The organism is Allobosea sp. 10N428, from assembly GCF_056394545.1.
The window spans coordinates 430,223-453,312 of record NZ_JBFTIC010000001.1; the positions used below are offsets into that span (position 1 = coordinate 430,223).

The 23,090-nt window shown below is 62.9% G+C and carries 16 protein-coding genes; 7 read left to right on the top strand and 9 right to left on the bottom strand.

From position 1 onward, the window contains the following. Positions 1-111: 111 nt before the first annotated feature. The 8 genes from AC1DDA_RS02035 to AC1DDA_RS02070 form a co-directional block, all read right to left on the bottom strand. On the bottom strand, positions 112-1,566 hold the full coding sequence (locus AC1DDA_RS02035; RefSeq protein ID WP_476794425.1) for a lipopolysaccharide biosynthesis protein: 1,455 nt from the start codon (positions 1,564-1,566) through the stop codon (positions 112-114). A gap of 19 nt (positions 1,567-1,585) precedes the next feature. Then, a complete protein-coding gene (locus AC1DDA_RS02040) occupies positions 1,586-2,239 on the bottom strand; it encodes a PIG-L deacetylase family protein (RefSeq protein ID WP_476794426.1) in 654 nt (217 codons plus the stop codon). Positions 2,240-2,241: 2 nt separating this feature from the next. Further along, the gene (locus AC1DDA_RS02045; RefSeq protein WP_476794427.1) at positions 2,242-3,117 is read right to left on the bottom strand and encodes a glycosyltransferase family protein; all 876 of its coding nucleotides are present in this window, start codon (positions 3,115-3,117) and stop codon (positions 2,242-2,244) included. A gap of 51 nt (positions 3,118-3,168) precedes the next feature. Further along, positions 3,169-4,737, bottom strand: a complete 1,569-nt coding sequence (locus tag AC1DDA_RS02050; RefSeq protein ID WP_476794428.1) for a hypothetical protein — start codon at positions 4,735-4,737, stop codon at positions 3,169-3,171. A gap of 384 nt (positions 4,738-5,121) precedes the next feature. Beyond that, positions 5,122-6,477 carry an O-antigen ligase family protein gene (locus tag AC1DDA_RS02055; RefSeq protein WP_476794429.1) on the bottom strand — a complete coding sequence of 452 codons (1,356 nt, stop codon included), beginning with the start codon at positions 6,475-6,477 and terminating at the stop codon, positions 5,122-5,124. Continuing rightward, entirely contained in the window at positions 6,474-7,487 is a 1,014-nt protein-coding gene (locus AC1DDA_RS02060) for a glycosyltransferase family 2 protein (protein ID WP_476794430.1), read from the bottom strand. The genes AC1DDA_RS02055 and AC1DDA_RS02060 overlap by 4 nt, the downstream gene beginning before the upstream one ends. A gap of 41 nt (positions 7,488-7,528) precedes the next feature. Then, on the bottom strand, positions 7,529-8,875 hold the full coding sequence (locus tag AC1DDA_RS02065) for a glycosyltransferase (RefSeq protein ID WP_476794431.1): 1,347 nt from the start codon (positions 8,873-8,875) through the stop codon (positions 7,529-7,531). An 18-nt stretch (positions 8,876-8,893) separates the two neighbouring features. After that, entirely contained in the window at positions 8,894-10,609 is a 1,716-nt protein-coding gene (locus AC1DDA_RS02070) for an exopolysaccharide biosynthesis polyprenyl glycosylphosphotransferase (protein ID WP_476794432.1), read from the bottom strand. Positions 10,610-10,835: 226 nt separating this feature from the next. Between AC1DDA_RS02070 and AC1DDA_RS02075 the strand changes: the two genes are divergently transcribed. From AC1DDA_RS02075 to AC1DDA_RS02105, 7 genes are all read left to right on the top strand, one after another. Beyond that, positions 10,836-11,546 carry a WecB/TagA/CpsF family glycosyltransferase gene (locus tag AC1DDA_RS02075; protein WP_476794433.1) on the top strand — a complete coding sequence of 237 codons (711 nt, stop codon included), beginning with the start codon at positions 10,836-10,838 and terminating at the stop codon, positions 11,544-11,546. Positions 11,547-11,558: 12 nt separating this feature from the next. After that, the gene (gene wecB, locus AC1DDA_RS02080; RefSeq protein WP_476794434.1) at positions 11,559-12,815 is read left to right on the top strand and encodes a non-hydrolyzing UDP-N-acetylglucosamine 2-epimerase; all 1,257 of its coding nucleotides are present in this window, start codon (positions 11,559-11,561) and stop codon (positions 12,813-12,815) included. Further along, positions 12,812-14,002: a glycosyltransferase family 2 protein gene (locus AC1DDA_RS02085; protein WP_476794435.1), complete on the top strand. Its 1,191-nt coding sequence runs from the start codon at positions 12,812-12,814 to the stop codon at positions 14,000-14,002. The genes wecB and AC1DDA_RS02085 overlap by 4 nt, the downstream gene beginning before the upstream one ends. A gap of 50 nt (positions 14,003-14,052) precedes the next feature. Beyond that, a complete protein-coding gene (locus AC1DDA_RS02090) occupies positions 14,053-15,039 on the top strand; it encodes a hypothetical protein (RefSeq protein ID WP_476794436.1) in 987 nt (328 codons plus the stop codon). 667 nt (positions 15,040-15,706) lie between these two features. Beyond that, complete coding sequence (locus tag AC1DDA_RS02095) at positions 15,707-17,914, top strand: hypothetical protein (protein WP_476794437.1); 2,208 nt, start codon at positions 15,707-15,709, stop codon at positions 17,912-17,914. A gap of 236 nt (positions 17,915-18,150) precedes the next feature. Beyond that, the gene (locus tag AC1DDA_RS02100) at positions 18,151-20,397 is read left to right on the top strand and encodes a type I secretion system permease/ATPase (RefSeq protein WP_476794438.1); all 2,247 of its coding nucleotides are present in this window, start codon (positions 18,151-18,153) and stop codon (positions 20,395-20,397) included. Positions 20,398-20,434: 37 nt separating this feature from the next. Further along, a complete protein-coding gene (locus AC1DDA_RS02105) occupies positions 20,435-22,333 on the top strand; it encodes an HlyD family type I secretion periplasmic adaptor subunit (protein WP_476794439.1) in 1,899 nt (632 codons plus the stop codon). An 83-nt stretch (positions 22,334-22,416) separates the two neighbouring features. Here AC1DDA_RS02105 and AC1DDA_RS02110 read toward each other — a convergent pair whose 3' ends face one another. Next, a complete protein-coding gene (locus AC1DDA_RS02110) occupies positions 22,417-23,025 on the bottom strand; it encodes a sigma-70 family RNA polymerase sigma factor (protein ID WP_476794440.1) in 609 nt (202 codons plus the stop codon). Positions 23,026-23,090: the final 65 nt, after the last annotated feature.

Genomic DNA, 23,090 nt, shown 5'->3' on the forward strand with positions numbered 1-23,090 from the left:
TGTACTCGAATATGAATTTCCTTTTTGAACCGGGGGATTTCGCGACCTCGCCTGCTTGGCATATCGGCTGCCGTGGTAGCGAGCGCCGGGCCCGCGGGAGTAGCAGCTGCGTCAGATGGGAGACGTAGCTCCCGCGTTGCGAAAGAGATCAAGATGCAGTGCCTTCTCACCTGCGATGAGAAGCAGTGCCGCAACATAGGTTGCGCCAAACGAGCCCAGATCCAGCGCAAGACGCGACAGCGGCGACAACGCCGGCGCGGCGAGCGCATGCACCACATAAGCGATCATTCCCGCGACCAGGCTCGCAGCCAGCGGTCTCGCCAGTGTCCCGACAAACTCACGGTATCGAACCCCGGTATCACGCAGCGCCCAAATGGTCACCGGGATCACCTTGAGCACCATGACGGCGGAATAGGCCATTGCGACACCGCGTGGGCCGTAAGGAAGCCCGATCAGCACGCCCGTGATCATAAGTGAGACGGAGAACAGCCCGATATACACCCCGCGCTTGACCATGCCGAGCGCATTGAGCAGCCAGCCGAGCGGATTGGAAATTGCAAAGACCAGGATCGTCGGAGCAAGGATCCTGAATATCTCGGCAGCGCTCGCCCATTTCGGCCCCAAGACCACCACGATCAGATCGTTGGCGAAGAGCGTGCAGACGACCGTCAGGGGCAACGTCAACGTCACCACCAGCGAGTACGCCTTCAGGAAGAAGCGCCGGAAGCGGTTGAGATCGCTCTTGGTCCGCGACAGCGCAGCAAAAGCCACCTCCCCGATGGTGGTGCTCAGACTCTCGGTCGGAAAATTGATCAGATAGAAACTGCGACCATAAAGCCCGGCTGCTTCGGTGCCCCAGACGCGGCCAAGCAGAAGCTTGTCGATATTGTTCGTGACATAGGAGAGGAAGCCGGTCAGCGTCGTGCCGATGCCGAACCTCAGTATCGCACGCAGGCCGGCCGCGCCCCGCGGGCGGCCGGGAATCCAGCGTGTCGATAGCCACAAACCGATGGTCGTGACGAGCGGCAGCGTGATGGTCATCGACACGATCGCCCAATAACCGTAGCCGGTCCTGGCCATCTCGATCGACACGGCGGTCGCGATCAGCAAAGCGCAGATATCGACCTTTGCCGAGGTCCCGAACGACATCCGCCGCTGCAGCATCACGCCATGCTGGATGCCCGCGGCGGTGATGACGAAGGTGAAGGCGATCACGTCCATGATCGCGAGAAGGCGCGGCTCGCCGTAAAACGCGCTGACCAGGGGGGAGGCTGCGAGGGTAATCAGCGTGAGCAAGGTGCCGGATGCCATGTTCAGCCAGAACAGTGACGAGGACTCTTCTTCGCTCAACTCGTCGCGCTGAATGGCGGCCTGAAACAAACCGAAGCAACCGACCATATTGAGTACACCGGTGAAGGCTGTCACCATGGTGACCAGCCCATAGTCTTCCGGCGTCAGCAGTCTCCCCAGAATCATGAGCGACGGGATGCGGATCATGAAGCCGAGCCCGCGCGCGCCGACATTGATCAGCCCGGCGCGCGCAGTTCTGTTCTTTAAGTCCTGCATCTTGTTCTCGAGTGCCGGTTCAGAGCATCAACTTTCGGGCATAGAATGCCTCGGCATATCCACTGGGCGCGTTGCACTCGATTCCGCGCAGCCGCATCAGTGCCATGAAGGTCGAGCGGTCAAACCAATGCTTGTTGCTCTGGGATTTAAAGGTATTGAGGATCAAATCGACTTTCTTTTCGCAGACATCGTCTGAAAGAGCATTGAAGACAATCGGCTGCCCGAGATCGCCGTCATACTTCGGAATCTCGTATTCCAGGATCAGGTGACTGCGAAACGTGTTCCAAGTCAGCTCGGCGATCAGCCGGTGATCCTGATGCGAGTCGTGACGGCTGTGCGTGAAGATGATGTCCGGAGACACCTCTCGCTTGAGCTCTTCGAAGACGTTCTTGATGTCGGCTCCGACGAAAGGCATGTAGCCATCCTGAAAGTCCTTCAGGACGACCCGCTTCATGCGGGCGGGGTCGACGAATTGTCGCGCTCCGTTTTCCGCTTCCGATGCGCGAACCCCGTTCGCGCTAAAGACAACCCAATGGAACACCGCGTCCGGGCGCTCCGCTGCGAGTTGCAGCACTGTTCCGCCGCAACCGATCTCAATGTCGTCGGAGTGGCAGCCCAGGCACAGGACCTGCAAAGGGGAAGCACCGCCGCCATCCGGCTTCAGGCGAAGCATGATCACCCCACCTGCATCATCGTGGGAGCCGCTTGCGGCATCGTGGGGGCCGCTTGCGGTACCGCGGGAGCGACCGGCGTCGTCGCGGGGTATGAGACGGCGGCGCAGTCCTTCCACACCTTCCATGGTGGATTGGTGTCATTGAGTTCCTCGAGGCGCTGCTTGTCCTTGAAGGTGTCCATGCACTGCCAGAAGCCGGTGCATTTATGCGCCAACAAGGCTTGTTGCTGGATCAGCCGCGCGAAAGGCTCCCGCACCAGTTCGTCGCCGGGATTGATGTAGTCGAAGATCTCGTTCCGGAAGACGAAGAAGCCACCATTGATCCAGATATCGGAGTGACTCAGCGCCGACACCTCGGCAACCTTGCTGTCAGGCGTCGTCCTGACGATATCGAAGCTCGCCGTCGGCTGCACGAGAAGCAGGGAGCCAACCGCGCTGCTCTGCTGCATCTCCTCGATCATCGTCGGAAGGTGCAGATCGCTGAGGCCGTCGCCGTAATTCGCGAGGAAATACTCGTCGCCACGCAGATAGGGCTGCACGGCCTTCAGTCGTTCGCCGATCGTCGCGTGCAGGCCGGTCTCCACGAAGGTGATCGTCCAGTCGTCGCTGTCGCGGTTGATGAAGTCGATCTTCTGGCCGCCACGGGACCAGACGAAGTCGTTCGAGATCGACTCGTCATACTTCAGGAAGTAATCCTTGATAGCATAACCCTTGTGGCCCAGGCAGAGGATAAAGTCCTTATGGCCGAAATGGGCATAATACTTCATCAGATGCCAGAGAATGGGGCGAGATCCGATTTGCACCATGGGCTTGGGCACATCATCAACATAGCCCCGGAGCCGCATGCCGGCACCACCGCAAAAGAGCACGACCTTCATGATACTCTCCTTCCGTAAATGCCCGCGGACCGCGGCCCAGCTTTTCTTGTCTCAGGAAGCGGTCTCGACCTTCATTTCTTCAGGCCGTCTGTATCCATAACGTTTCATCGCCGCTTCATCGGCCAAGTTGAGCACCGTGCCGATGAATTTAGGCCGGGCCTGACCAGTGGATTGAAAAGCCTGCCGGACAAGCTCGGATTCCGTGGCTCCCCATTTCACGACGAGCAGGAAGCCATCCAGGGACTGCGCAGCCGCCCGCACCTCGGGACCTGCCACGAGCGATGGCATATCGACGATCACCAGGTCATAGGAGCCTTCCGCCGCTCTCAGGATCTCGTCCAGCAGGTCGCGCCGCATCGGGCGGAGCCGTCCCTCGGGCCGTTCGGCCAGCGGGAGGACATGCAGCCCGGCCTGTGCCTTGACGCTGTGGCCAAGCGCTTCGGTCTGATCTGCTCCAGGACCGAGCGGAGAGCGCGAGAGGCTCGCAGCCCAACGCGAGACCGAGGGGTTTTCCGGTACGGCATCGATCAGCAGGACACGCTTTCCCGAGGCTGCCGCCATCTTCGCCAGGCCGATGGCAAGCGTCGTTGCCCCCTCGCCCGCCAAAGTCGACGTCACGCCGATCGTCCGCAGCCCCCGCAGGGAGGTGCCCTGCAACGTAGCAGCCACGCGTCGCAAGACTTGGGCTTCGGATGCGAACAGATGCCGGGCGGCGGCGTCCTCACCCGATGAACCCAGGCTCGGGAAGCGCGGCACCACGCCCAGGCACTCCAGGTCGAGGACATATTCCATCTGTTGCGCGCTGCGGACCGTATCGTTGATCACGTCGAGCAGGATGGCGGCGGCCGCGGTGGCGCAGAGGCCAAACAACGCCGCGGCAACGAGGATTAATACCGCCGGCGGTCCGTCTGCCTTGACCGGCGGCTCGGCTTCCGAAACCACCTGAGCGCTCGGGCCGAGGTTCTGATAGAGCTCGCGTAGCGTAGGCGCCTTCGACGAGGCCGCATCCGATGCCCGTCCGCGCTCCTGCAGATAGACACGGATCACGTTGTTGACGATGCGCGCAGCCTTCTCGGGGTCAGAGGCTTTGAAACTCACCGTGATCATATGGCTCGTTCCGACCTGACGAACGCCGAGTTTGCTGTTGATTGCTTTCAGCGTCGCGCTATAGGCGGGCCCGTTCTGCGCCGCTTCCGAGGAAGCCTGCGCGGCATCGCCCTTTTGCGGCCCCGACGGGGCCCGGCCATCGGCGGCGAATTCTGGGTCCTGGGTCAGTTGCAGCGCGTCAATCACCTGGGTCAGCACATTGCCGGAGCGAAGAAGCTCCATCTGGTTCTGAACCATCGGAAGATCCGCCCGGCCCGGCAGGACCGCCATATCGGGGCCCGTGAGGACCTGTCTGATGTAGACGAGCAACTGGCTGGAAGCGGTGTATGTCGTCGAACGGGATCCGACATAGATGCCGGCGATCGCCAGACATAGAAGCGCACCGATACCGAGAAGTCGTTTGCGGCTCCGGAGGCTGCCCAGGCCGAACGACGGCCGCGGCCGTCTGTCGATCCGGTAGCCGGCTCCTTCAGCACTCTCTACGACCGGTGGATGGCTGCTCTTGTCCAGCATGGGGCTCAATCAAAAAGAGGGCCGCGATTCCTACGCCCGGCGCGGCCTGACAAACTTGCGGATGAGGAGAAGCACCGTGCCGGCGCGGTCGCGTCGTGATACGACGATAACGTCAGCGCCTAACATTCCCCCCACCCGGCGCCGTCCGCCTGCAGTGGCATTCACAGAGCAAACGCTGGAGGATCAGCCTCCGTTCCTGCGGTGGATGCTTCAAAGCCGCATCGACAGCACCTGACGAACGGGGAGAGAGGCGAGGAAACGGCGGGACGAGCCGACCCCGTCCGGACCTGCTGAAGCCGGCGGCCAGAGCGCGATCGTTCGGCAGCGAAGTCGGCTGGCAGCTTTCGCTGCGACACGGCCGGCCACGCGAGCGCTTGCTCGGCGCTACATGATCATCCGGCGATTTCTATTGGGCACCGCAAGAACTTCTTCCCGGCGGATCCAGGCACAGATTGTGCCGATGATAAACCAGAAGTACCAATTGAACGACAGATAGAAGTGCATGTTGTCCGAATAGGACTCAAGCACATAGGCAACGAGAAGGCACAACATCACCAGAAGTCCTGGCGGATCGCGCGGCATCGCCCTCACCAGGCGATTGGCCACCCAACCAATCAGCCAAGCGAAAGCAAGAAGACCAAGCAGCCCCAATTCGAAGCTCATCTGGAGATAGAAGTTGTGGCCGTCGATGCCCTGAGGGCCGATCAGCGGAAAGAAGCCCGGCGTCGCCGGCTTGAACGACTCCAGGCCGTGCCCGAGAAGCGGCCGCTCCAGCGCCTGCGGAATCGCCGATTCCCACAGCGCCTGCCGCCAGACGTATGAGTTCAGCCGGTTGCTTTCGTTGAGCTGGTCGAAGTTGTCGACCTCCGTTGCAGCCGTGATGTCCGTCAATCGATCCATCAGGCTGGGATTTGCGATGAACAGTACCGGCACCAGGAGGAAGCCGGCGAGAAACCGGCGGTCGATCTTGAGCGCGTACACCAGAAACATCAGGCCGCACGCGCCCCAGGCGCTGCGCGTTTTGGTGAGCATCAGAAATGCTGTCAGGAGCGGGATGTAGAGCGTGACCAGCATGTAGATGCGCGGTGTCACGCGAATGATCCGCGATGCTCTGACATAGAGCGCCAGCCCCAGCACCAGCACGAGATAGAAGGCATAGATGTTCGGATGCGAGAACGTGCTCTGCAGACGGAACTCGGCAAAATCGGAGAGACCGCGTGCAATATCGACAAACGCGTAAAGCGTGGGCGGGATGGACGATCCGATTACCACAAGGACGAACTGGGAGACATCGCGGACCGACCGCAAGATGAAGAATGGAATCGCGAAGAACGCCCAGTAGGTTAGCAGCACGAAAGCAATCCGCGCGGCAGCCGTGAAGTCCGGTGCGTAAAATGTCGAGCCGAAGGCGATCAGCAGGAACGGTCCCCATAGCGCCAAGACGGCAAACGGAGCCCTCATCGGCTCCCGCGCGAGAAAGACGACTGCAAGCGCGATCACGAGCACATTGAAGAGGGCGCCCACGCCCATCGACGAGCTGCCGGCGTCTCCCGTCAGCAGATTGAAGATCGGGTCGGACGAGGCCCGGATCAGCAGGACGCCGAACACCGTGGCGCGCAGCAGGCTCCAGATCGCCTCACTATTGGCCGCTCGCACAGAGGTGGTCGGCGAGATGCGATCCGCGTCGCCCTGAAGCGCACCGCCCGGGACAGCGCCGACCATGCGGGGTGTCGGTTTCATGCTTCCCGCTCCCTGGCCCCGATCCAAGCTCGAGGATGCTGCGTGCTCACCTGGCTGGCATCGCGGATCGGTTGCAGCCAGAGTTCGACCTCCTGACGCCAGGAGATGGGAACCGCGGCCGCGGCGCGCGCCTGACCGAGCCCATCCGTCATCTGCGGCGCTATCAGCGCGGCGGCGACGCGCGGCAGCTCCCGCCATTTGCCGTGCCTGAACGCGAGCGCCATGAAAATGGATGCCGCCCGCCACCGCGCCCCCGCACGCAGGAGCTGTTTGGCGAGATAGCGTTCATGCCCCGCCTCGTCCGAGCTGACGCTGTAGGCCGCCGCCAGTGCCGCGTACCGCTCGGCGATGACAAGACGCCCCGCCCGCATGGGATTGATGTTCATCGACAGCGATTGCCGGCCCAGGCGATAGGCGATCAGGGGCCGGTCAACGGCCGCCAGCGGCGAATGCTGCGCCAGCCGGATCCAGAGATCCCAATCCTCGGAGCCCCGCAGCGCAGTGTCGAAGCCTCCGACCTCCCGGACGAGGTCGCGTTCGGCGATCACCGTCGATCCCGTCGGGATCCGGTTGCTTTCGAGCAGGGCCGCCAGCACATCGCCCCCCTCGACGTGATGATGACCGATGACTTGCAGGTTTTCGTCGACAACGGCGACACCCGTACACCCCCACCGCGCCGAACCCGCGCGCAAGGCGGCTAGCTGTTTAGCCAGCTTGTCCGGCGCCCACAGATCGTCATCGTCGCAGAATGCCACCCAGCGCCCCGCCGCGCGCGCAAGGCCGGCGTTCCGCGCGCCCGATATGAAGCGCGGCTGTTCATGATGCACGACCGTAACGCGCGAATCCGTAGCCGCGAGGCGATCGAGCCACGGCCGCGTGTCGTCGGTCGAACCATCGTTGACCACGACGAGTTCGATCGAAACACTGTGCTGGCGCAGGACGGAATGGACTGCCTGGGGCAGCATGTGCCGACGATTATGCGTTGGAACGATGATGGTGACGTCAACCACTCAGGCGCTCCTCTTCCCTCTCGTGGCACATCACCGCTTGATCACCCATTCGCGCAGGCCGAGTGGCCGGGGCGAAGCGTGACCACGTTGTCAGCTCTCGCTCCATGACCCTCGGCGGTCGCCGCTTCATAGGCGCTCGCGGGCTCATCGACCTCGTCTGCCCCGTCGATCGGCGCCGGATTCTCAAACGCCTTCGCCCTGAAGAGAGCTGCCAGCTTCCGGCATTCCTGGACGATGTCGTGCTGCTCGAGCACGCGCTTTCGCCCGGCCGAGCCCATGGTCTTCACGAGTGTGTCGGGCGCCATCAGACATTCCCTGATCGCGCCCGCGAGTTGATCGATATTTCCGGCCGGCACGAGCCAGCCGCAGGCCTGCTCCGTGACCAGCTCGGGAATGCCGGCGACATAGGTCGTGATGACCGGGCGACCGAGCGCCAGCGCTTCCATCAGGACCACCGGCAATCCCTCGGCGAAGCTCGGCAGAACCAGCGCCCTCGCCTCGCGTATCGCGGCGCGGACCTGGGCGTTGCTCATCCAGCCCGCCAGCACGACCTGCTTGTCCAGCCCGAGTTCCCGGATGCTTCGCTCCAGTTGCGGCCGCAGCGGACCGTCTCCGGCCATGGTCAGCCTGAACGGCACGCCCTCGCGCGCGAGGACCGCAAGGGCATGGAGCAAAACCAGTTGCCCCTTCTGTTCGCTCAAGCGGCCGACCGTCACCAGCTGCGATTTCGGAACGATTTTCAGCGGCTGCATGTTCAGGAAATCGGCGTCCAGCCCGCAACGCACCAGCTTGATCTTCGACCACTCTTCCGGGGGGATCCAGCGGCAAAGCTGGCTCCCCGTAAACGAGCTCACGACACAGACGAATGCGGCATGCTTCACCTTGGCGGGCAAGCCAAGATATTCGGGCCTGTCGAACTCATCCGGGCCATGTATTGTGAAACTATAGGGCACGCCGGTGAGAATATGGCAGAGCATGGCGACTTCCGCGCCATTCGTTCCGAAATGCGCGTGGACGTGCTGGATGTTCTCCTGCAGCACCCACCGCGCGAGGACCAGCGCTTCGGCAAGATAGGCGAGGTGCAGAGGTGCCGGGCGACTTGAGCGCCGCATCATTTTCAATGCAGCCCAAGTGGCTTTTGCCAGAGCTTTAGGCCTCTGCACCAAGGCGTCGGCAAAGGCGGCGGCGAACTTGGCGCGGTTGCCGTCGAAGATGTAGCGCGTGCGGCCCTTCTCGCTGACGTCGTCCGGATCGACCAGCTTGCGGCCACTATTGCGAAGCGAGACGCGGAGCACGGAGATCCCGTTCTTCTCGAGCTCGACGATCTCGCGCCGAATGAAAGTGTGCGAGACCGCGGGATATTCGGATACGAAGTAACAGATCCGCATCGACGCTTCCCTTATCGCTCAATAGGCGTTGGTGTACGCGCGCTTCGATATGACGGTCAGGACCATGATCTTCAGATCAAAGAAGAATGACCAGTTATCGACGTAGTAGAGATCGTGTTCGATCCGATTCTGCATCTTCTCGAACGTATCGGTTTCACCGCGAAGGCCGTTGACCTGAGCCCAGCCGGTGATCCCCGGCTTGACGTTATGCCGGCGGAACATTCTACGGATCTGGTCTGCAAACATGTGATTATGGGCAACGGCGTGCGGCCGCGGCCCGACGATGGACATCTCGCCCCGGAGGACATTCAACAGCTGAGGCAGCTCGTCGATGTTCGTCCGCCGCAGCACCCGTCCGATGCGGGTTACGCGGGGATCGTTCCGGACGGCCTGACGAAACTCGTTGGTCGCGTCGTCCAAAGTCGTCATGCTGCGGAACTTCAAAACCAGAATTGGCTCATTGTTGAAGCCAAGACGGGTCTGCCGAAAGAGCACCGGGCCCCGCGAGTCCAGCTTGATCAAGGTTGCGATGACAACGAAGAGCGGCCACAGGAGGGTCAGTGCCGAGGCGGCGACGATGATATCGAAACTGCGCTTCAGCAGCCGATCCCGCAACGAGCATGGCCCGCAGAACAATTCGAGCACCCGCTGCTGACCATAGTGTCCGATGCGGCTGCGGCGCATGAGCTCGGCCAATTCCACCGGCAAGAGCTGGATGCGGACCGGAAGCTCCGACAGCGCCCCAACGGTGCCGGCAACAACCTCCATATTGTCCGAGCCGAACAGAATGAGCACAGCGTCGATAGGCAACGCCCGGCATTCGCGCCGGATCTCCGACAGCTGCTCCTCCAGGGAAGCATTCCCACCGGCCTGCCCGGACGCCGAGGGAAAGTCGTACCACCGCAGGATATGCTCGTGCCGTGCCGCCAGCCGCGCGCGAATATCTCCTACGGCCTGTGCGCCGGGCATGATCAAGACGACCATACTTTCCCGGCGCCATTGCCCGCGCCGGCGCACATGATCGATGACTTGCCAGAGAACCGCTCTGATCGCGATCTGGCCCAGCAGCGCGGCCACCAGCTGCGCGAGGAACGTGCCGCGAGAATAGTCGTCGAGATTGTCGGTCACGTAGCCGATCGTCAGCAGGATGACGAATGACAAACCGATAGCGGCGCCGCCCCGCGAACGGCTGTGCTCGTTCCATTCCGGGCCAAGCAGATCGTACTGGTTGTCGGCGAGACACAGGGCGACGTACAGCGCTCCCGCCGCGACGGAAGCCAGGGCATATTCGGCCCGGAAGAAGATCACGCCATAGACAGCCGCCGAATACGCGACGAATGCGCCATAGGCGCAAGCGACGACCACGACCATCTCGAGGCCGGCCACCACCACGGTCCAAAACACCTGCGTCCTGTGATTGAGCGCAGTTGCGGAATGATGCTGGGTTCCGGGAGAAACAACATTTGTTGACATTGGCTCGCCAAACGCTCCCGCAGTTTTTTGCAAAGCCTCTCGACGCCCGCACAAGCTCAATGCGGGCGAGAGGCGCGGGTTCTTTACGTTCGGTGAAGTTTGGTCTTCGCACGAGATCGTGAGCGTAATCGCCGGCCAAAAGCGCAACCGGTTGCGCATTTGACCGACCCAATTCGATGCATGACGCAACGTCATCATTCCCGCCTTCTTGGCGATAAGCCAGATCATCCGCGACAGCGGCAAGTGGCTCGCGGCGAACAAATCACCGACTCCGACCGTTAGCTATCCAGACGGCGTGCAGCGCAAACGCGCGACGGCCCCCGCCGCGAAGGCTGGTGATTCAGCCATTGCCTTCGCTTGAGCACTTTTGCCTGAGGGATTTTCCATGCCGTCAGACACAGCTCAGCTTGCCTCACCTGAAGCAATACCTCCCGGCCGGACGCAGATTCTGAATGGTCGCTTCGACAAGCTCTCCACGGAGCAGACCGTGGAAGAACTCATTCGGGCCATCCAGGCGGGAGAGCGCGGCGTCCTGGCGACGGTGAACGTCGCGATCCTGATGATGATGCGATCGAACGCGCGGCTGCAGCGCTTCGTCGATTCATCGCGCTGGACGGTCGCCGACGGACAGCCGCTCGTCTGGGCCTCGCATCTCTGGCAACAGCCTTTGCCTGAGCGCGTAACCGGTATCGACCTGATCGACCAACTCTGTGCACGCGCCGCGCAGGAGCGGATCGGCGTATATTTTCTCGGCGCCGAGAACAGCACAGTGCGCGCGACGGTCGAGGCGCTGCAGAACCGGCATCGCAGCCTCGATGTCCGCGGCTATGCCGATGGCTATTTCGGGCCCGAGCAGGCCGAGGCCCGCGCGAAAGCCGTGGCGGAAAGCGGAGCCGGGCTTCTCTTCGTCGCGATGGGCGTGCCGCGACAGGAATGTTTCATCGAGGAGCAGTGGGACAATCTCGGCGCCCGGATCGTCATCGGGGTCGGCGGCAGCTTCGATGTCATCGCCGGCCTGCGAAAACGGGCGCCCGCCTTCGTCCAGCGCATCGGGCTCGAATGGGCGTATCGACTCGCCCAGGAACCCCGCCGGCTGTTCAGGCGATATCTGGTCACGAACTCCCAGTTCCTCGGCCTGATTTCCTGGAGCGCGATCGCCCAGGCTTCCCATTTCCGGCGCGCGACCCCGCGACCCTAAACGAGGGCTGAGATGGCTTCCCGCAAACGCATTCTTGTCGTGATGGGCACCCGCCCCGAGGCAATCAAGCTTGCCCCCCTGATCCTGACGGCGCGAGCCGACGCCGAGCGCTTTGAGATGCTGGCGGTGCGCACCAGCCAGCACAAGGAAATGCTCGATCAGGTCGTGGCCTATTTCGACCTGCCGATTCTCGCCGACCTCAACATCATGCGCAAAGATCAAAACCTGGCGCATATCACGATGGCTGCGCTGGAAGGGCTGCAACGGGTGATCTCGGAGGTCCGACCCGATGTCGTCGTCGTACAGGGCGACACGACCACAAGCTTCGTCGGCGCACTGGCCGCATTCTATGAGAATGTTCCCGTCGCGCATGTCGAAGCCGGGCTGCGAACCTACGACAAGCAGGCCCCTTTCCCCGAGGAAGTCTATCGCCGCCTAACCAGCGTCATCGCCGACTATCATTTCGCTCCGACCGAAACGGCAAGGTACAACCTGCTGAAGGAGAACGTTCCGGCAGAGACGATATGGGTCACCGGAAACACCGCAATCGATGCGTTGCTGCTGACGCTCTCGAAGTCGGCCCCTACGCTGGCGCGCGCGTCCTCGCCGACCTTGCTTCTGACGACGCATCGCCGCGAGAACCATGGCGAGCCGATGCAGCGCATCTGCGAGGCCGTGCTCATCCTGCTCGAGCGTTTCCCGAATTTGCGCGTGGTCTGCCCCGTGCATCTCAGTCCGCGCGTGCGCCAGGTCGTCGAGCCGATGCTGGGCTCGCACGCACGCGTCTCGCTCATCGAGCCGCTTGCCTACGAACAGTTCGTGCTCGCGATGAATAGCGCCCACATCATCCTTTCGGATTCCGGTGGCGTTCAGGAAGAGGCGCCGGCTCTCGGCAAGCCCGTCCTGGTCCTCAGGGACACCACTGAACGTCCGGAGGCTGTCGAAGCCGGCACTGCGCGCCTTGTCGGCACCGAGGTCCATACAATCGTCTCGGCCTGCGAGGAACTGCTGACCGACCCCGAGGCGTATCGCGCGATGGCGCAGGCCAAGAACCCGTTCGGAGACGGCCACGCTTCCGAACAGATACTCGACGTCCTGGCCAGGTCGCTTGGCGGCACCGAACGCCGCGGCAAGGCCGATCCGACAAAAGCACTCGCGAACCTCCCGCGCGATCGAAGCGTGCCTGCCGAAGCAATCCTCCAAGCGGCACTCGCAGCGGAGGCGACTGCTCGGATGCCAGCGAACGTTCCGGGGCCAGGGTCATCATGACAGCCGTGATCGGAACGGTCACCTTCGCATTGGTCATACTGGGTCTCCTGATCGCGATCGCCGTCGCTTTTCTCGCTATGCAGATCGGCGCGGCACTCCTGCCGACGCGGCGGTTGGCGGCAGCGCTCTCGACGCCCTGCCCACGCTTCGCGATCATCATGCCCGCCCATAATGAAGAAGCGATCATCGCGCACTCGATCGCTTCGATCATGCCTCAATTGCCCCCGGTCGGGCGCCTGCTGGTGGTGGCCGACAACTGCTCCGACGACACCGCGCAGGCGGCGGCGCGCGCAGGCGCAGATGTGACCATCCGCCGGGACACGACGCGGACCGGAAAAGGCTATGCCCTCGATCACGGTGTCCGGGCGATCGGCTCCGATCCGCCGCAGATCGTCATCATCATCGACGCCGATTGCGAAGTGATGCCCGGCGCGCTCGAAACCCTGGCCAAGCAATGCGCCGCGACGGGGCGCCCGGCCCAGGCGCGATACTCGATGCTGGCGCCTCCGTCGCCAAGCCCGGCGGACAAGGTTTCGCGGCTGGCCTGGACGATCAAGACCTTCGTGCGGCCATTGGGCTCCGCGCGTCTGGGGTGGCCGTGCCAGCTGATGGGCTCCGGGATGGCGCTGCCCTTCTCCCTCGCCAGCCAGCTTAAGCTCGCAACGGGACATCTCGCGGAGGATCAGAAATTCGGCGCCGAGCTTGCCATCGCGGGCAAGCCGCCATCCTTTTGCCCCGATGCGCAGATCGTCAGCCAGCTTCCCCAGGGCGAGACCGGAAAGCGCCAGCAACGCACGCGATGGGAGCATGGCCATCTCGCGATCATCGGAGAGTTCTTTTTTCCGCTGATCCGGCACTCAATATCAAAGGGCAGCCTGAATCTGTTCGCCTTCACGCTCGACCTCTGCATTCCGCCGCTGACGCTGCTGGCGTTGTCAATCGCGGTGATGTGGGGCCTGAGCCTGTCATGGTTCGTCATGACGGGGGCTGCGAGCCCGCTTGTCGTCGCCTCGAGCGCGCTCGCCTGCTTCGCAGGGGTCATCGGCGTCGCGTGGTGGCGTTTCGCACAGGAGATCATTTCCTGGCGCGAGCTGGCGGCGGCGCCAGCCTATTGCCTGCGCAAGCTTCCATCGCTCATCCGCTTCTTCGTCAATCGCCAGATCAATTGGGTCCGGACGGAGCGATGAAGGCGTACCGCCGCCTGGATACGGGGGCGTTTTTTTGAGGCAGTCGATCGATGGGATCGTATCGCATATTGCAAAGCCTGCGAGCTCTGCCCTTCCCGGTTCTGGCCCTGCTCGCCTGCCCATTCGCGATCGCTGCCGCCGGATGCTGGTCATCCGCTTCAGCAGACGACACACGGATCGCCCTCGGCGATAGACCGGGCGGTCAGTTCACCCTCGGCCAACGGCCATTCGCGGCCAGTTCGTCGTGGAACACGCCCATCTCACCGAACGCCGCTTTCGAAGCGATCGATTGGCCAATGGGCGCCCGCTTCGGCGTCGCCTGGAGCAGCTACTCTCCGGCCATTCATGTGAGCTCAGCATCGGACCCCGTTGTCTCCGTCGAGCATCCAGCAAGCTGGGGGCTCCCCGCCGGCACCCTCAAGATCCGCATTCCCGCGTATGCGGATGGCGCGCCGGGGACAGACGGAGAATTGCTGGTGATCGACGGCGACACCGTTCATAACTTCTGGCAATTCAAGCGGTCGGGCCCCGAGACGGCGGCGGCTCAGTCCTACGCCGCAACGAACCTCGTCACCGGAGACGGCTGGGGGCGCAGGTCGCCCTTCCTGGGCGCCGGCATCGTGGCCACCGGATCGAGCCAGCTCGCCGGCCTGTTGGTCGAGGCGGAAACCGATCGCGGCGATATCCAGCATGCGCTGCAGATTGCGATCGATGCGACCTATGCGAGACCGGGCAGCGTCGGCGAGGCGATCAATGGCGACGGCAGAAACCCGGACGGTCTGGTCCAGGAAGGAGAGCGCCTGGGCATTCCACCCGGCGTTGCGATGCCGCGAGGCCTGTCGCCTCTCGGGCAAAAAGTCTTTCGCGCCTATCAAGTGTACGGTGCATTCGTGATCGACGTGGCCGGAGGCGTCACCAATTTGCGCGCCCAGGCAAATGGCTACGACCGGATGACGATCGTCGCGCTGCAGCAGGATCTCGCCCGGATCTCCCCGCTGCTTCAGCGCCTGGGGCAGCGGCGCCAGGGAAATCCGTGAGCTCCGGATGGCCGCAAGCCAGGGCCCGCTCGAAACGAGCGCCCTGAGAGCATTGCATAAAACGCATAGCTGTCAAACACTCGCGCTTGAGACTTGCGCTCCGCGCATCTCATGCCCATTGTGATTATCGGGAGAATCGTTGATTCTATAGAGCGTTCGGCCAAAGACGCGGATCATATAGTTAAGATATCCCCAGATTTTTGTGCCCAAACAATTTCATTTTGGCATCACATTCCAAACACGATATCTGGCCACGTTCGCTGGTGGATGGGCCTTTGATTCGCCACCTGATATGGCGATGACCCGTCATCCGACCGCTAATCGCGCGGCGTGCCTGTCTATTTCGCTGCGTTTCCATGGAACGGCGAGGACTACCCGGCTGGCCTACTAATTCCGCTCCCGTTCCTTTCTATATAAAACTAAGGAAAATAGGCTTATGACCTCACTCGAAACTCGGCCATTTACTGCGTCTTCGAGTTGGAATACACCAGTTGCTAGTGATGCAACCTTCACAAAACTTAATTGGCCAGGATCAACTGGATACAATTACGGCGCCGCCTGGAGCAGTTACTCACCTTCGGTTTATGTTGCTTCATCTTCCGATCCACTTGTCCAGGTCACGTATCCACCGGGATGGGGATATCCTGGCGGCACCATCAGCATTCACATGCCGGCGGCCGCAAACGGCGCCGCGGGTACCGATGGCGAACTGATCGTCATCGACGGTGACGTTGCGTATAACTTCTGGCAGTTCAAAAGGACGAGTAACACGACCGGTTCGGCCGCTTCGTTCGGGGCCGAAAACGTCGTCACCGGTGACGGGTGGGGCAGCAAGTCGCCCTTCCTCGGCGCGGGCATCACGGCTGTCGGCGCGAGCCAGCTCGGCGGCCTTATCGTGAAGGACGAGACCAACGATGGATCGATCGATCACGCGCTGCAGCTCGCGGTCGATTTCGGCCTCGCCAAGCCCGGCGCTGTCGGCCAGGCCATCTCCAGCGACGGCAGCAACGCTTCGGGCATCGTCCAGGAAGGGCAACACCTCGCGATTCCGCCGGGTACGCCGATGCCGGCTGGCCTCTCCGCACTTGGCCAGCAAGTCTTCAAGGCCATGCAGCAATACGGCGCCTATGTCGTCGACGTAGCCGGCGGCACGACCAACGTCCGTATGCAGGCCAACGCCTTCGACGAGGCAACACACTCTGCGTTGTTGAAGGACGTGCAGAGCATCACGCCGTTGCTGCAAGCCGTGAGTGGTGGCACGCCGGGCTCGGGAAATCCGGGCACCAATCCGACGAACCCGACCAACCCCACAACCCCAACCAACCCGACGAACCCGACAACCCCGACCACGCCCGCAGCCGACACGACTGCGCCGACGGTGCAGTGGGTTGCGGCCAACGGGACGGGGGTCACGAATGGTGCCGGCACGGTCAAAGCCGGTGACACCGTGAGCCTTACGCTGAAATTCAGCGAGTTGGTCAACGTCAGCGGCACGCCGACCTTGTCGCTGAACAGCAACGGTACCGCCAAGTATGTGGGTGGTTCCGGCACCGACACCTTGCGGTTCGACTACACTGTTGCCGCAGGCGAGAATGCCGCCGATCTTGAGATCAGTGGCTTCAACCTGTCGGGGGTGAAGGACCTGGCCGGCAATGTTGCCAATGTCGCCTATGCACCGCATCAGCCTGCCGGAACGCTGGCTGTCCAGACCCAGGCGCCGGTCGACCCCACGCCCCCGGTAAACCCAACGACCCCGGTCACCCCCACGACTCCGGCCGATACAACGAAGCCCAAGGTGCAGTGGATCGCCGCCAACGGTTCCGGTCTCACCAACGGCAACGGGACGGTTCGCGCCGGCGACACCGTTCGGTTGTCGGTCAACTTCAACGAGGCGATGACCGTCAACGGCACGCCGACCTTGTCGTTGAACAGTAACGGCACCGCCAAGTACGTCAGTGGCTCCGGCACCAACACCTTGCAGTTCGACTACACGGTGGGTGCCGGCCAGAAGGCCTCGGACCTCGCGGTCACCGGCTACAATCTGGGCGGCGTCACGGATCAGGCAGGCAATAGCGTCAACCTCTCCGGTGCGCCACTTCAGCCCGCCGGAACGCTTGTCGTCAGCGCGACGTCGTCGGCCGATACCACCAAGCCAAAGGTCCAGTGGATCGCGGCCAACGGAACCGGTCTCACCAACGGAAACGGCACCGTTCGCGCTGGCGACAGCGTGTATTTTTCGGTCAACTTCAACGAAGTGGTCACCGTCAACGGTACGCCGACCTTGTCGCTGAACAGCAACGGCACCGCCAAGTACGTCAGCGGCGCCGGCACCAACACCCTGCAGTTCAGCTACAAGGTGGGAGCCGGTGAGAAGGCCTCCGACCTTGCGGTGACCAAGTACAACCTGGGTGGTGTTGCGGATAAGGCAGGCAATAGCGTCAACCTCTCCGGTGCGCCACTTCAGCCCGCCGGAACGCTTGTCGTCAGCACGACGTCGGCCAGTCAACGGACGACGGCGCTCACCGCGTCGGCGACCGCTCTTGCGGCCCCTGCGACGGTGGCGTCCACTGTCGACCCGTCCGCGACCGCTTCGTCGTCGGCTTTGCCGACGACATCGGACGCTTCACTTGGCAACACCAGCCAGGCGAATCTGACGGACCTGACGTTCGGCAGCCGCAAGACGGTTGGCTTCCCCGGCTTCCAGGACAATGGTGCAAGCGCTGCACCGTCCGACAGCTCGGTGACGCCGAAGCTTGCCCTGTTGAGTCAGTACGCGGCCTCCAGCTTCGCCGCGCCTTCGGCGACGTCCACCGCTGCTCAGATGCAGGGATGGTTGAACAACGTCGCCCAGACGCTCGCGAAGTCACACGCGTAATGCATCGGCCCGAAAGGTGGGTTTCCCACCTTTCGGGCATCCGACGCGTCAAGACTGACGCCGTGCGTCCGCAAGGGCGCACGGCGATCCAAGACGACGATCCAAGTCAGCGAAACACCGAATTCTGGCGTCTTCGTATCAACGCGGCATGAGAGCGTTTTGACGCTCGTCGTAGTGTGCACGTGGGCAACTCCCCGCGCGCATGCGTCAAACGATTTATACGCGGGACAAAAAGCTTGAAAAAGCCCGATAACGATACCCTTCCGTTGCCTGATGGCGGCCTGGCCGCGCTCATGTTCATCCTGAGCAGTCAGGGCGTGAGCGTAACCCCGGAGCAGATCCAGCATCAGTTTCCAGGTCGCCGCATCGGCGTCACGGAGATGATCCGCTGCGCCAAGAGCCTGGGCCTCAAGGCCCGCTCCGTAACGACGAATTGGGAGCGCCTGGCGCATACGCCGCTCCCCGTGATTGCCGCCATGCGCGACGGGAGCTTCCTGCTGCTCGGACGCTGCGGCGAAGACAGCATCCTCGTCCAGGCGCCGAACGCGCCGCGGCCGAGCATGATGTCTCGGGCCGAGCTGGAAGCGGCCTGGGACGGCCGGCTCGTGCTGATGACGAAGCGGGCTTCGCTGACCGATCTCGCCCGCCGTTTCGACGTCACATGGTTCATGGGCGCCATCCACAAGTACCGGTGGCTCCTCACCGAAGTTCTGGTGGCGTCGTTCTTCCTCCAACTCTTCGGCCTGATCTCGCCGCTGTTCTTCCAAGTCGTCATCGACAAGGTTCTCGTGCATCGAAGCATGAGCACGCTGGACGTGCTCGCTTTCGGCCTCGTGGCGATCGCCGTGTTCGAGGTCGTCCTCGGCGCCTTGCGAACCTACCTGTTCTCCCACACCACGAACCGGATCGACGTCGAGCTCGGCGCGCGCCTGTTTCGTCACTTGCTGGCGCTGCCGATCGGCTATTTCCAGGCGAGACGCGTCGGCGACTCTGTCGCTCGCGTGCGCGAGCTCGAGAACATCCGCAACTTCCTCACCAGCTCGGGGCTGACGCTCGTCATCGATCTGTTCTTCACGGTCGTCTTCGTCGCCGCGCTGTTCTTCTATTCGCCGCAGCTGACCTGGATCGTGCTGGCGTCGCTACCCGTCTATGTCGCGATATCCGCCGGCGTGACGCCGCTCTTTCGTCGGTACCTCGACGAGAAATTCGCCCGTGGCGCGGAGAACCAGGCCTTTCTGGTCGAGAGCGTGACGGCAGTCGAAACGCTCAAGGCGATGGCGATCGAACCCCAGATGCAACAGCGCTGGGAGGAGCAGCTGGCGGCCTATGTCGCAGCAAGCTTCCGGGTGCTGAGCCTGGGTAACGTCGCCAGCGAGACCGTTCAGCTCGTCAGCAAGATCGTGACCGCAGCGATCCTGTATGTCGGCGCGAAGCTGGTCATCGGCGGCAGCCTTTCGGTCGGCGAGCTCATTGCGTTCAACCTGCTCGCCGGGCGCGTCAGCGGCCCCGTGCTGCGGCTGGCGCAAATCTGGCAGGAATTCCACCAGACGCGGCTGTCGATCGCCCGCCTCGGCGATATTCTCAACACCACGCCAGAGCCGGCCTACAACCCCAGCCGCACGGCCCTCCCCTCAGTCCGCGGCGACATCTCCTTCGAGCATGTCACGTTCCGTTACCGGATCGACGGGCCGGAGATTCTTCGCGACGTCAGCCTGAATATTCCGGCCGGGCAAATGATTGGCATCGTGGGCCCGTCCGGGTCAGGCAAGAGCACCTTGGCCAAGCTCGCCCAGCGGCTCTACGTGCCGGAAAGCGGCCGGGTTCTGGTCGACGGGGTCGATGTCGCCCAGATCGATCCTTCCTGGCTGCGCCGCCAGATCGGCATCGTCTTGCAAGACAATATCCTGTTCAACCGCTCGATCCGCGACAACATCGCCTTGGCCGACCCCTCCCTTCCGGCGGAAAAGGTGATCGAGGCTGCGACGCTGGCAGGCGCGCATGAGTTCATCCTCAAACTGCCGGAGGGCTACGACACGATCGTCGGCGAGCGCGGCGGCAGCTTGTCCGGCGGGCAGCGCCAACGCATCGCCATTGCCCGCGCCCTGGCGACCAATCCGCGCATCCTGATCTTCGATGAGGCAACCAGCGCGCTCGACTACGAGAGCGAGCACATCATCCAGCAGAACATGGCGCAGATCGCGCGCTCAAGGACGGTGCTCATTATCGCGCATCGCCTCTCCACCCTGCGGATGGCCGATCGCATCGTGACCATCGAAGGCGGCCGCCTGATCGAGGATGGCACGCATGAGACGCTGATGCGGACGGGCGGGCGCTACGCCACGCTACACCGCCTCCAGTCCGGACTGCCTGAGGCCGGAAGCCCGCCGGCGACGGCGAGCCACACAGCCGCTCGATCCGCGACCGCGAACACCATCGACTCGACCGCCCTTTCCGTAGCCCAGGGGACACATGCGGCGCGCTGATTTCCCGGAGGGAAGCAGCCGCGGCGAAGCAAACGCCATGCACGCGCTCACAAACGATCAATCTGGCCTTCTTGCCCTGGAGATGCTGCTGCGACTGCGCGGCGTCGCCGCCACGGTAGAAGAGCTTCGCCGCCATATCGGCAACGGAGCCGTCGGCATCGCCGAGATGCTGCGCGGTGCACGGGCCTATGGCTTCGCAGGGCGGTCCCAGTCCGTCACCTGGGACAAGCTGTCCGAACTTCCGCTGCCCTGCATCGCAGAGCTTCGCGGCGGCGGGTTCCTCCTGCTCGGCAAGGTGGGAGAGGAAAAGGCCGTCGTCGTGGCCTCGAACCTCACGGAGCCTACCCTGCTGACACGGGCCGAATTTGAAGCCCAATGGGCCGGGCGTCTCGTCCTGCTGAAGCAGGCCGAGGCCGCTGCGGGTCTCACGCGCTTCGACAAAGCTGTCGCCATCCGGGCCAAACAGGCTCTGACGACGACGGCACAAGGCCTCGCGACCCGCTCGCAAGCCCTTCAGAAGGCCATTGTCGCACGATCCATGAATGAAAACCGTATGAGATCTCAGGAGCTGGCGTTCCTGCCCGCCGCGCTCGAGATCGTCGAAACCCCGCCTTCGCCTTTGGGACGCACCATCGGCCTGACCATCATCGCCGTCTTCGCCGTGGCGCTGATCTGGGCCTGCATCGGTACGGTCGACATCGTCGCCGTTGCCCCCGGCAAGATCATACCCAGCGGCCGCACCAAAACGGTCCAGCCGTTCGAGACCGGCGTCGTTCGGGCGATCCGGGTCCATGACGGCCAGAGCGTCAAGGCGGGCGAGGTGCTGGTCGAGCTCGATACGACCACCTCCGATGCCGAGCTCGGACATCTGCAGAACGACCTGATGGCCGCACGCCTCGACATCGCCAGACTGCAGGCGGCGATCACCAACAAGGACGATCCGCTTTCGGCATTCGCGCCGCCCGAGGACGCTCCGCCGGATCTGCTCCGAATGTACCGCGGCTTCCTCGTCAGCCAGAATGGCGAGCAAAAGGCCAAACTCGCTGCCATCGACGGTCAGCTCGCGCAAAAGGGAGCCGAACGCGACACGATCCAGGCTTCCGTCGACAAGCTGAAGTCTACCATCGTGCCGCTCCAGCAGCGCGTCGAAATCCGCGAGCAGCTTTTCCAGAAGGAGCTTGGCTCCAAGGTGACTTACCTCACCGAACTGCAGGACCTCGTCGGCCAGCGCCAGGATATCCTCGTTCAGGAGAAGCGCGGCAACGAGACAAATGCTGCAGTCACCGCACTCATGGAGACACGCACGAAAACCATTGCCGAGTATGAGCGGACCCTTTTCGACGAGCTGACCAAAGCGCAGCAGAAGGCCGCGGGCCTCAAGCGGGATATCGTGAAGGCCGAGCAGCGCAAAAACCTGCAAAGGCTGACGGCACCTGTCGACGGCATCGTGCAGCAGCTCGCTATCCACACGATCGGCGGCGTGGTGACGCCTGCGCAGTCGCTGATGCTCGTCGTTCCGGCGGAAAGCCGGCTGGAAATCGAGGCGATGATCTCGAACCGGGATATCGGCTTTGTCAGCGCGGGCCAGGAGGCCGCGATCAAGATCGACACCTTCAATTTCACGCGCTACGGCCTGCTGCGAGGAACCATTCTCAACGTGTCGCAGGATGCCATCGCGCGCGACAAGATCCCCGACAGCTCAGCCGACAAGACGTCGGGCGCGAACACCGACAGCAGCGAGCCGCGCGGCCAGGAACTGCTCTATTCCGCGCGCGTCTCCCTCGACCGCACGCAATTGGCGATCGAGGACAAGCAGGTCAATCTGTCGCCCGGCATGGCCGTGACGGCGGAGATCAAGACCGGAAGGCGGCGGATCATCAGCTATCTGCTCTCGCCGCTCTCCCGCTACCAGCACGACAGCTTGCGCGAACGGTAAGCGCGCGGCGGTCTCGCACGGGTTCCGTGCGAGACCGCTCGGAGATCGTAAGGTACGGCGCCGGAGCCTCGATGCTCCGGCGTTCAGAAAAGCCACCGCGTGGAATCCATGCCCTGATGGCCGACCATGACCGCGCGGGTCTGACTGTCGGAACCGATCTCGGCTACGCTATCGATCGCAAGCAACGCCGCCAATCGCGAGCGAGCCCGGTTGATCCTGCTCTTGATGGTTCCGGTCGTGGTGCGGCAAAGCGTGGCCGTATCTTCGTAGGATAGCCCGGCAGCCCCGACCAGCAGAAGCGCCTCGCGCTGGTCGAACGGAATCTCTCTCAAAGCCGCGCAGAATTCCTGATATTCCAGCTGGCCTTCCTGTTCCGGCGCGGAGCGCAACGCCTCGGAATAGCACCCGTCAGCGTCCTCCACCTCATGGCGGCGGCGCCGGAGATCGGAGAGGTAGCAGTTTCGCAGGATCGTCGTGAGCCAGGCGCCAAGGTTCGTGCCCGGCCGAAAGGTGTCGATTTTGCTGATGGCGCGCAGCAGCGTTTCCTGAACCAGATCGTCGGATCGGTCAGCGCTGCGGCTGATGGACATCGCGTAGGCACGCAGCTGCGGCTCGAATGCCAGCATCTGCTGCTGAATCGAGAGCCCGCCACCTTCCCTCGTCTTCCCGTAGTCCTTGTCGCCGAAGGCCATCGTCGATCTCCCACTCACATCAGCGCACGCAACAATCCATGACTCAAAAGCGAAACGGGGCCGGG

Excerpts from the sequence above, each read along its gene's own strand:
- AC1DDA_RS02095 (WP_476794437.1), top strand. The coding sequence starts at position 15,707 with ATGCCGGCGGCCGCAAACGGCGCCGCGGGTACCGATGGCGAACTGATC.
- AC1DDA_RS02105 (WP_476794439.1), top strand. The coding sequence starts at position 20,435 with ATGCACGCGCTCACAAACGATCAATCTGGCCTTCTTGCCCTGGAGATG.
- AC1DDA_RS02040 (WP_476794426.1), bottom strand. The coding sequence starts at position 2,239 with ATGCTTCGCCTGAAGCCGGATGGCGGCGGTGCTTCCCCTTTGCAGGTC.
- AC1DDA_RS02055 (WP_476794429.1), bottom strand. The coding sequence starts at position 6,477 with ATGAAACCGACACCCCGCATGGTCGGCGCTGTCCCGGGCGGTGCGCTT.
- AC1DDA_RS02065 (WP_476794431.1), bottom strand. The coding sequence starts at position 8,875 with ATGCGGATCTGTTACTTCGTATCCGAATATCCCGCGGTCTCGCACACT.
- AC1DDA_RS02090 (WP_476794436.1), top strand. The coding sequence starts at position 14,053 with ATGGGATCGTATCGCATATTGCAAAGCCTGCGAGCTCTGCCCTTCCCG.
- AC1DDA_RS02045 (WP_476794427.1), bottom strand. The coding sequence starts at position 3,117 with ATGAAGGTCGTGCTCTTTTGCGGTGGTGCCGGCATGCGGCTCCGGGGC.
- wecB (WP_476794434.1), top strand. The coding sequence starts at position 11,559 with ATGGCTTCCCGCAAACGCATTCTTGTCGTGATGGGCACCCGCCCCGAG.
- AC1DDA_RS02110 (WP_476794440.1), bottom strand. The coding sequence starts at position 23,025 with ATGGCCTTCGGCGACAAGGACTACGGGAAGACGAGGGAAGGTGGCGGG.
- AC1DDA_RS02050 (WP_476794428.1), bottom strand. The coding sequence starts at position 4,737 with ATGCTGGACAAGAGCAGCCATCCACCGGTCGTAGAGAGTGCTGAAGGA.
- AC1DDA_RS02085 (WP_476794435.1), top strand. The coding sequence starts at position 12,812 with ATGACAGCCGTGATCGGAACGGTCACCTTCGCATTGGTCATACTGGGT.
- AC1DDA_RS02035 (WP_476794425.1), bottom strand. The coding sequence starts at position 1,566 with ATGCAGGACTTAAAGAACAGAACTGCGCGCGCCGGGCTGATCAATGTC.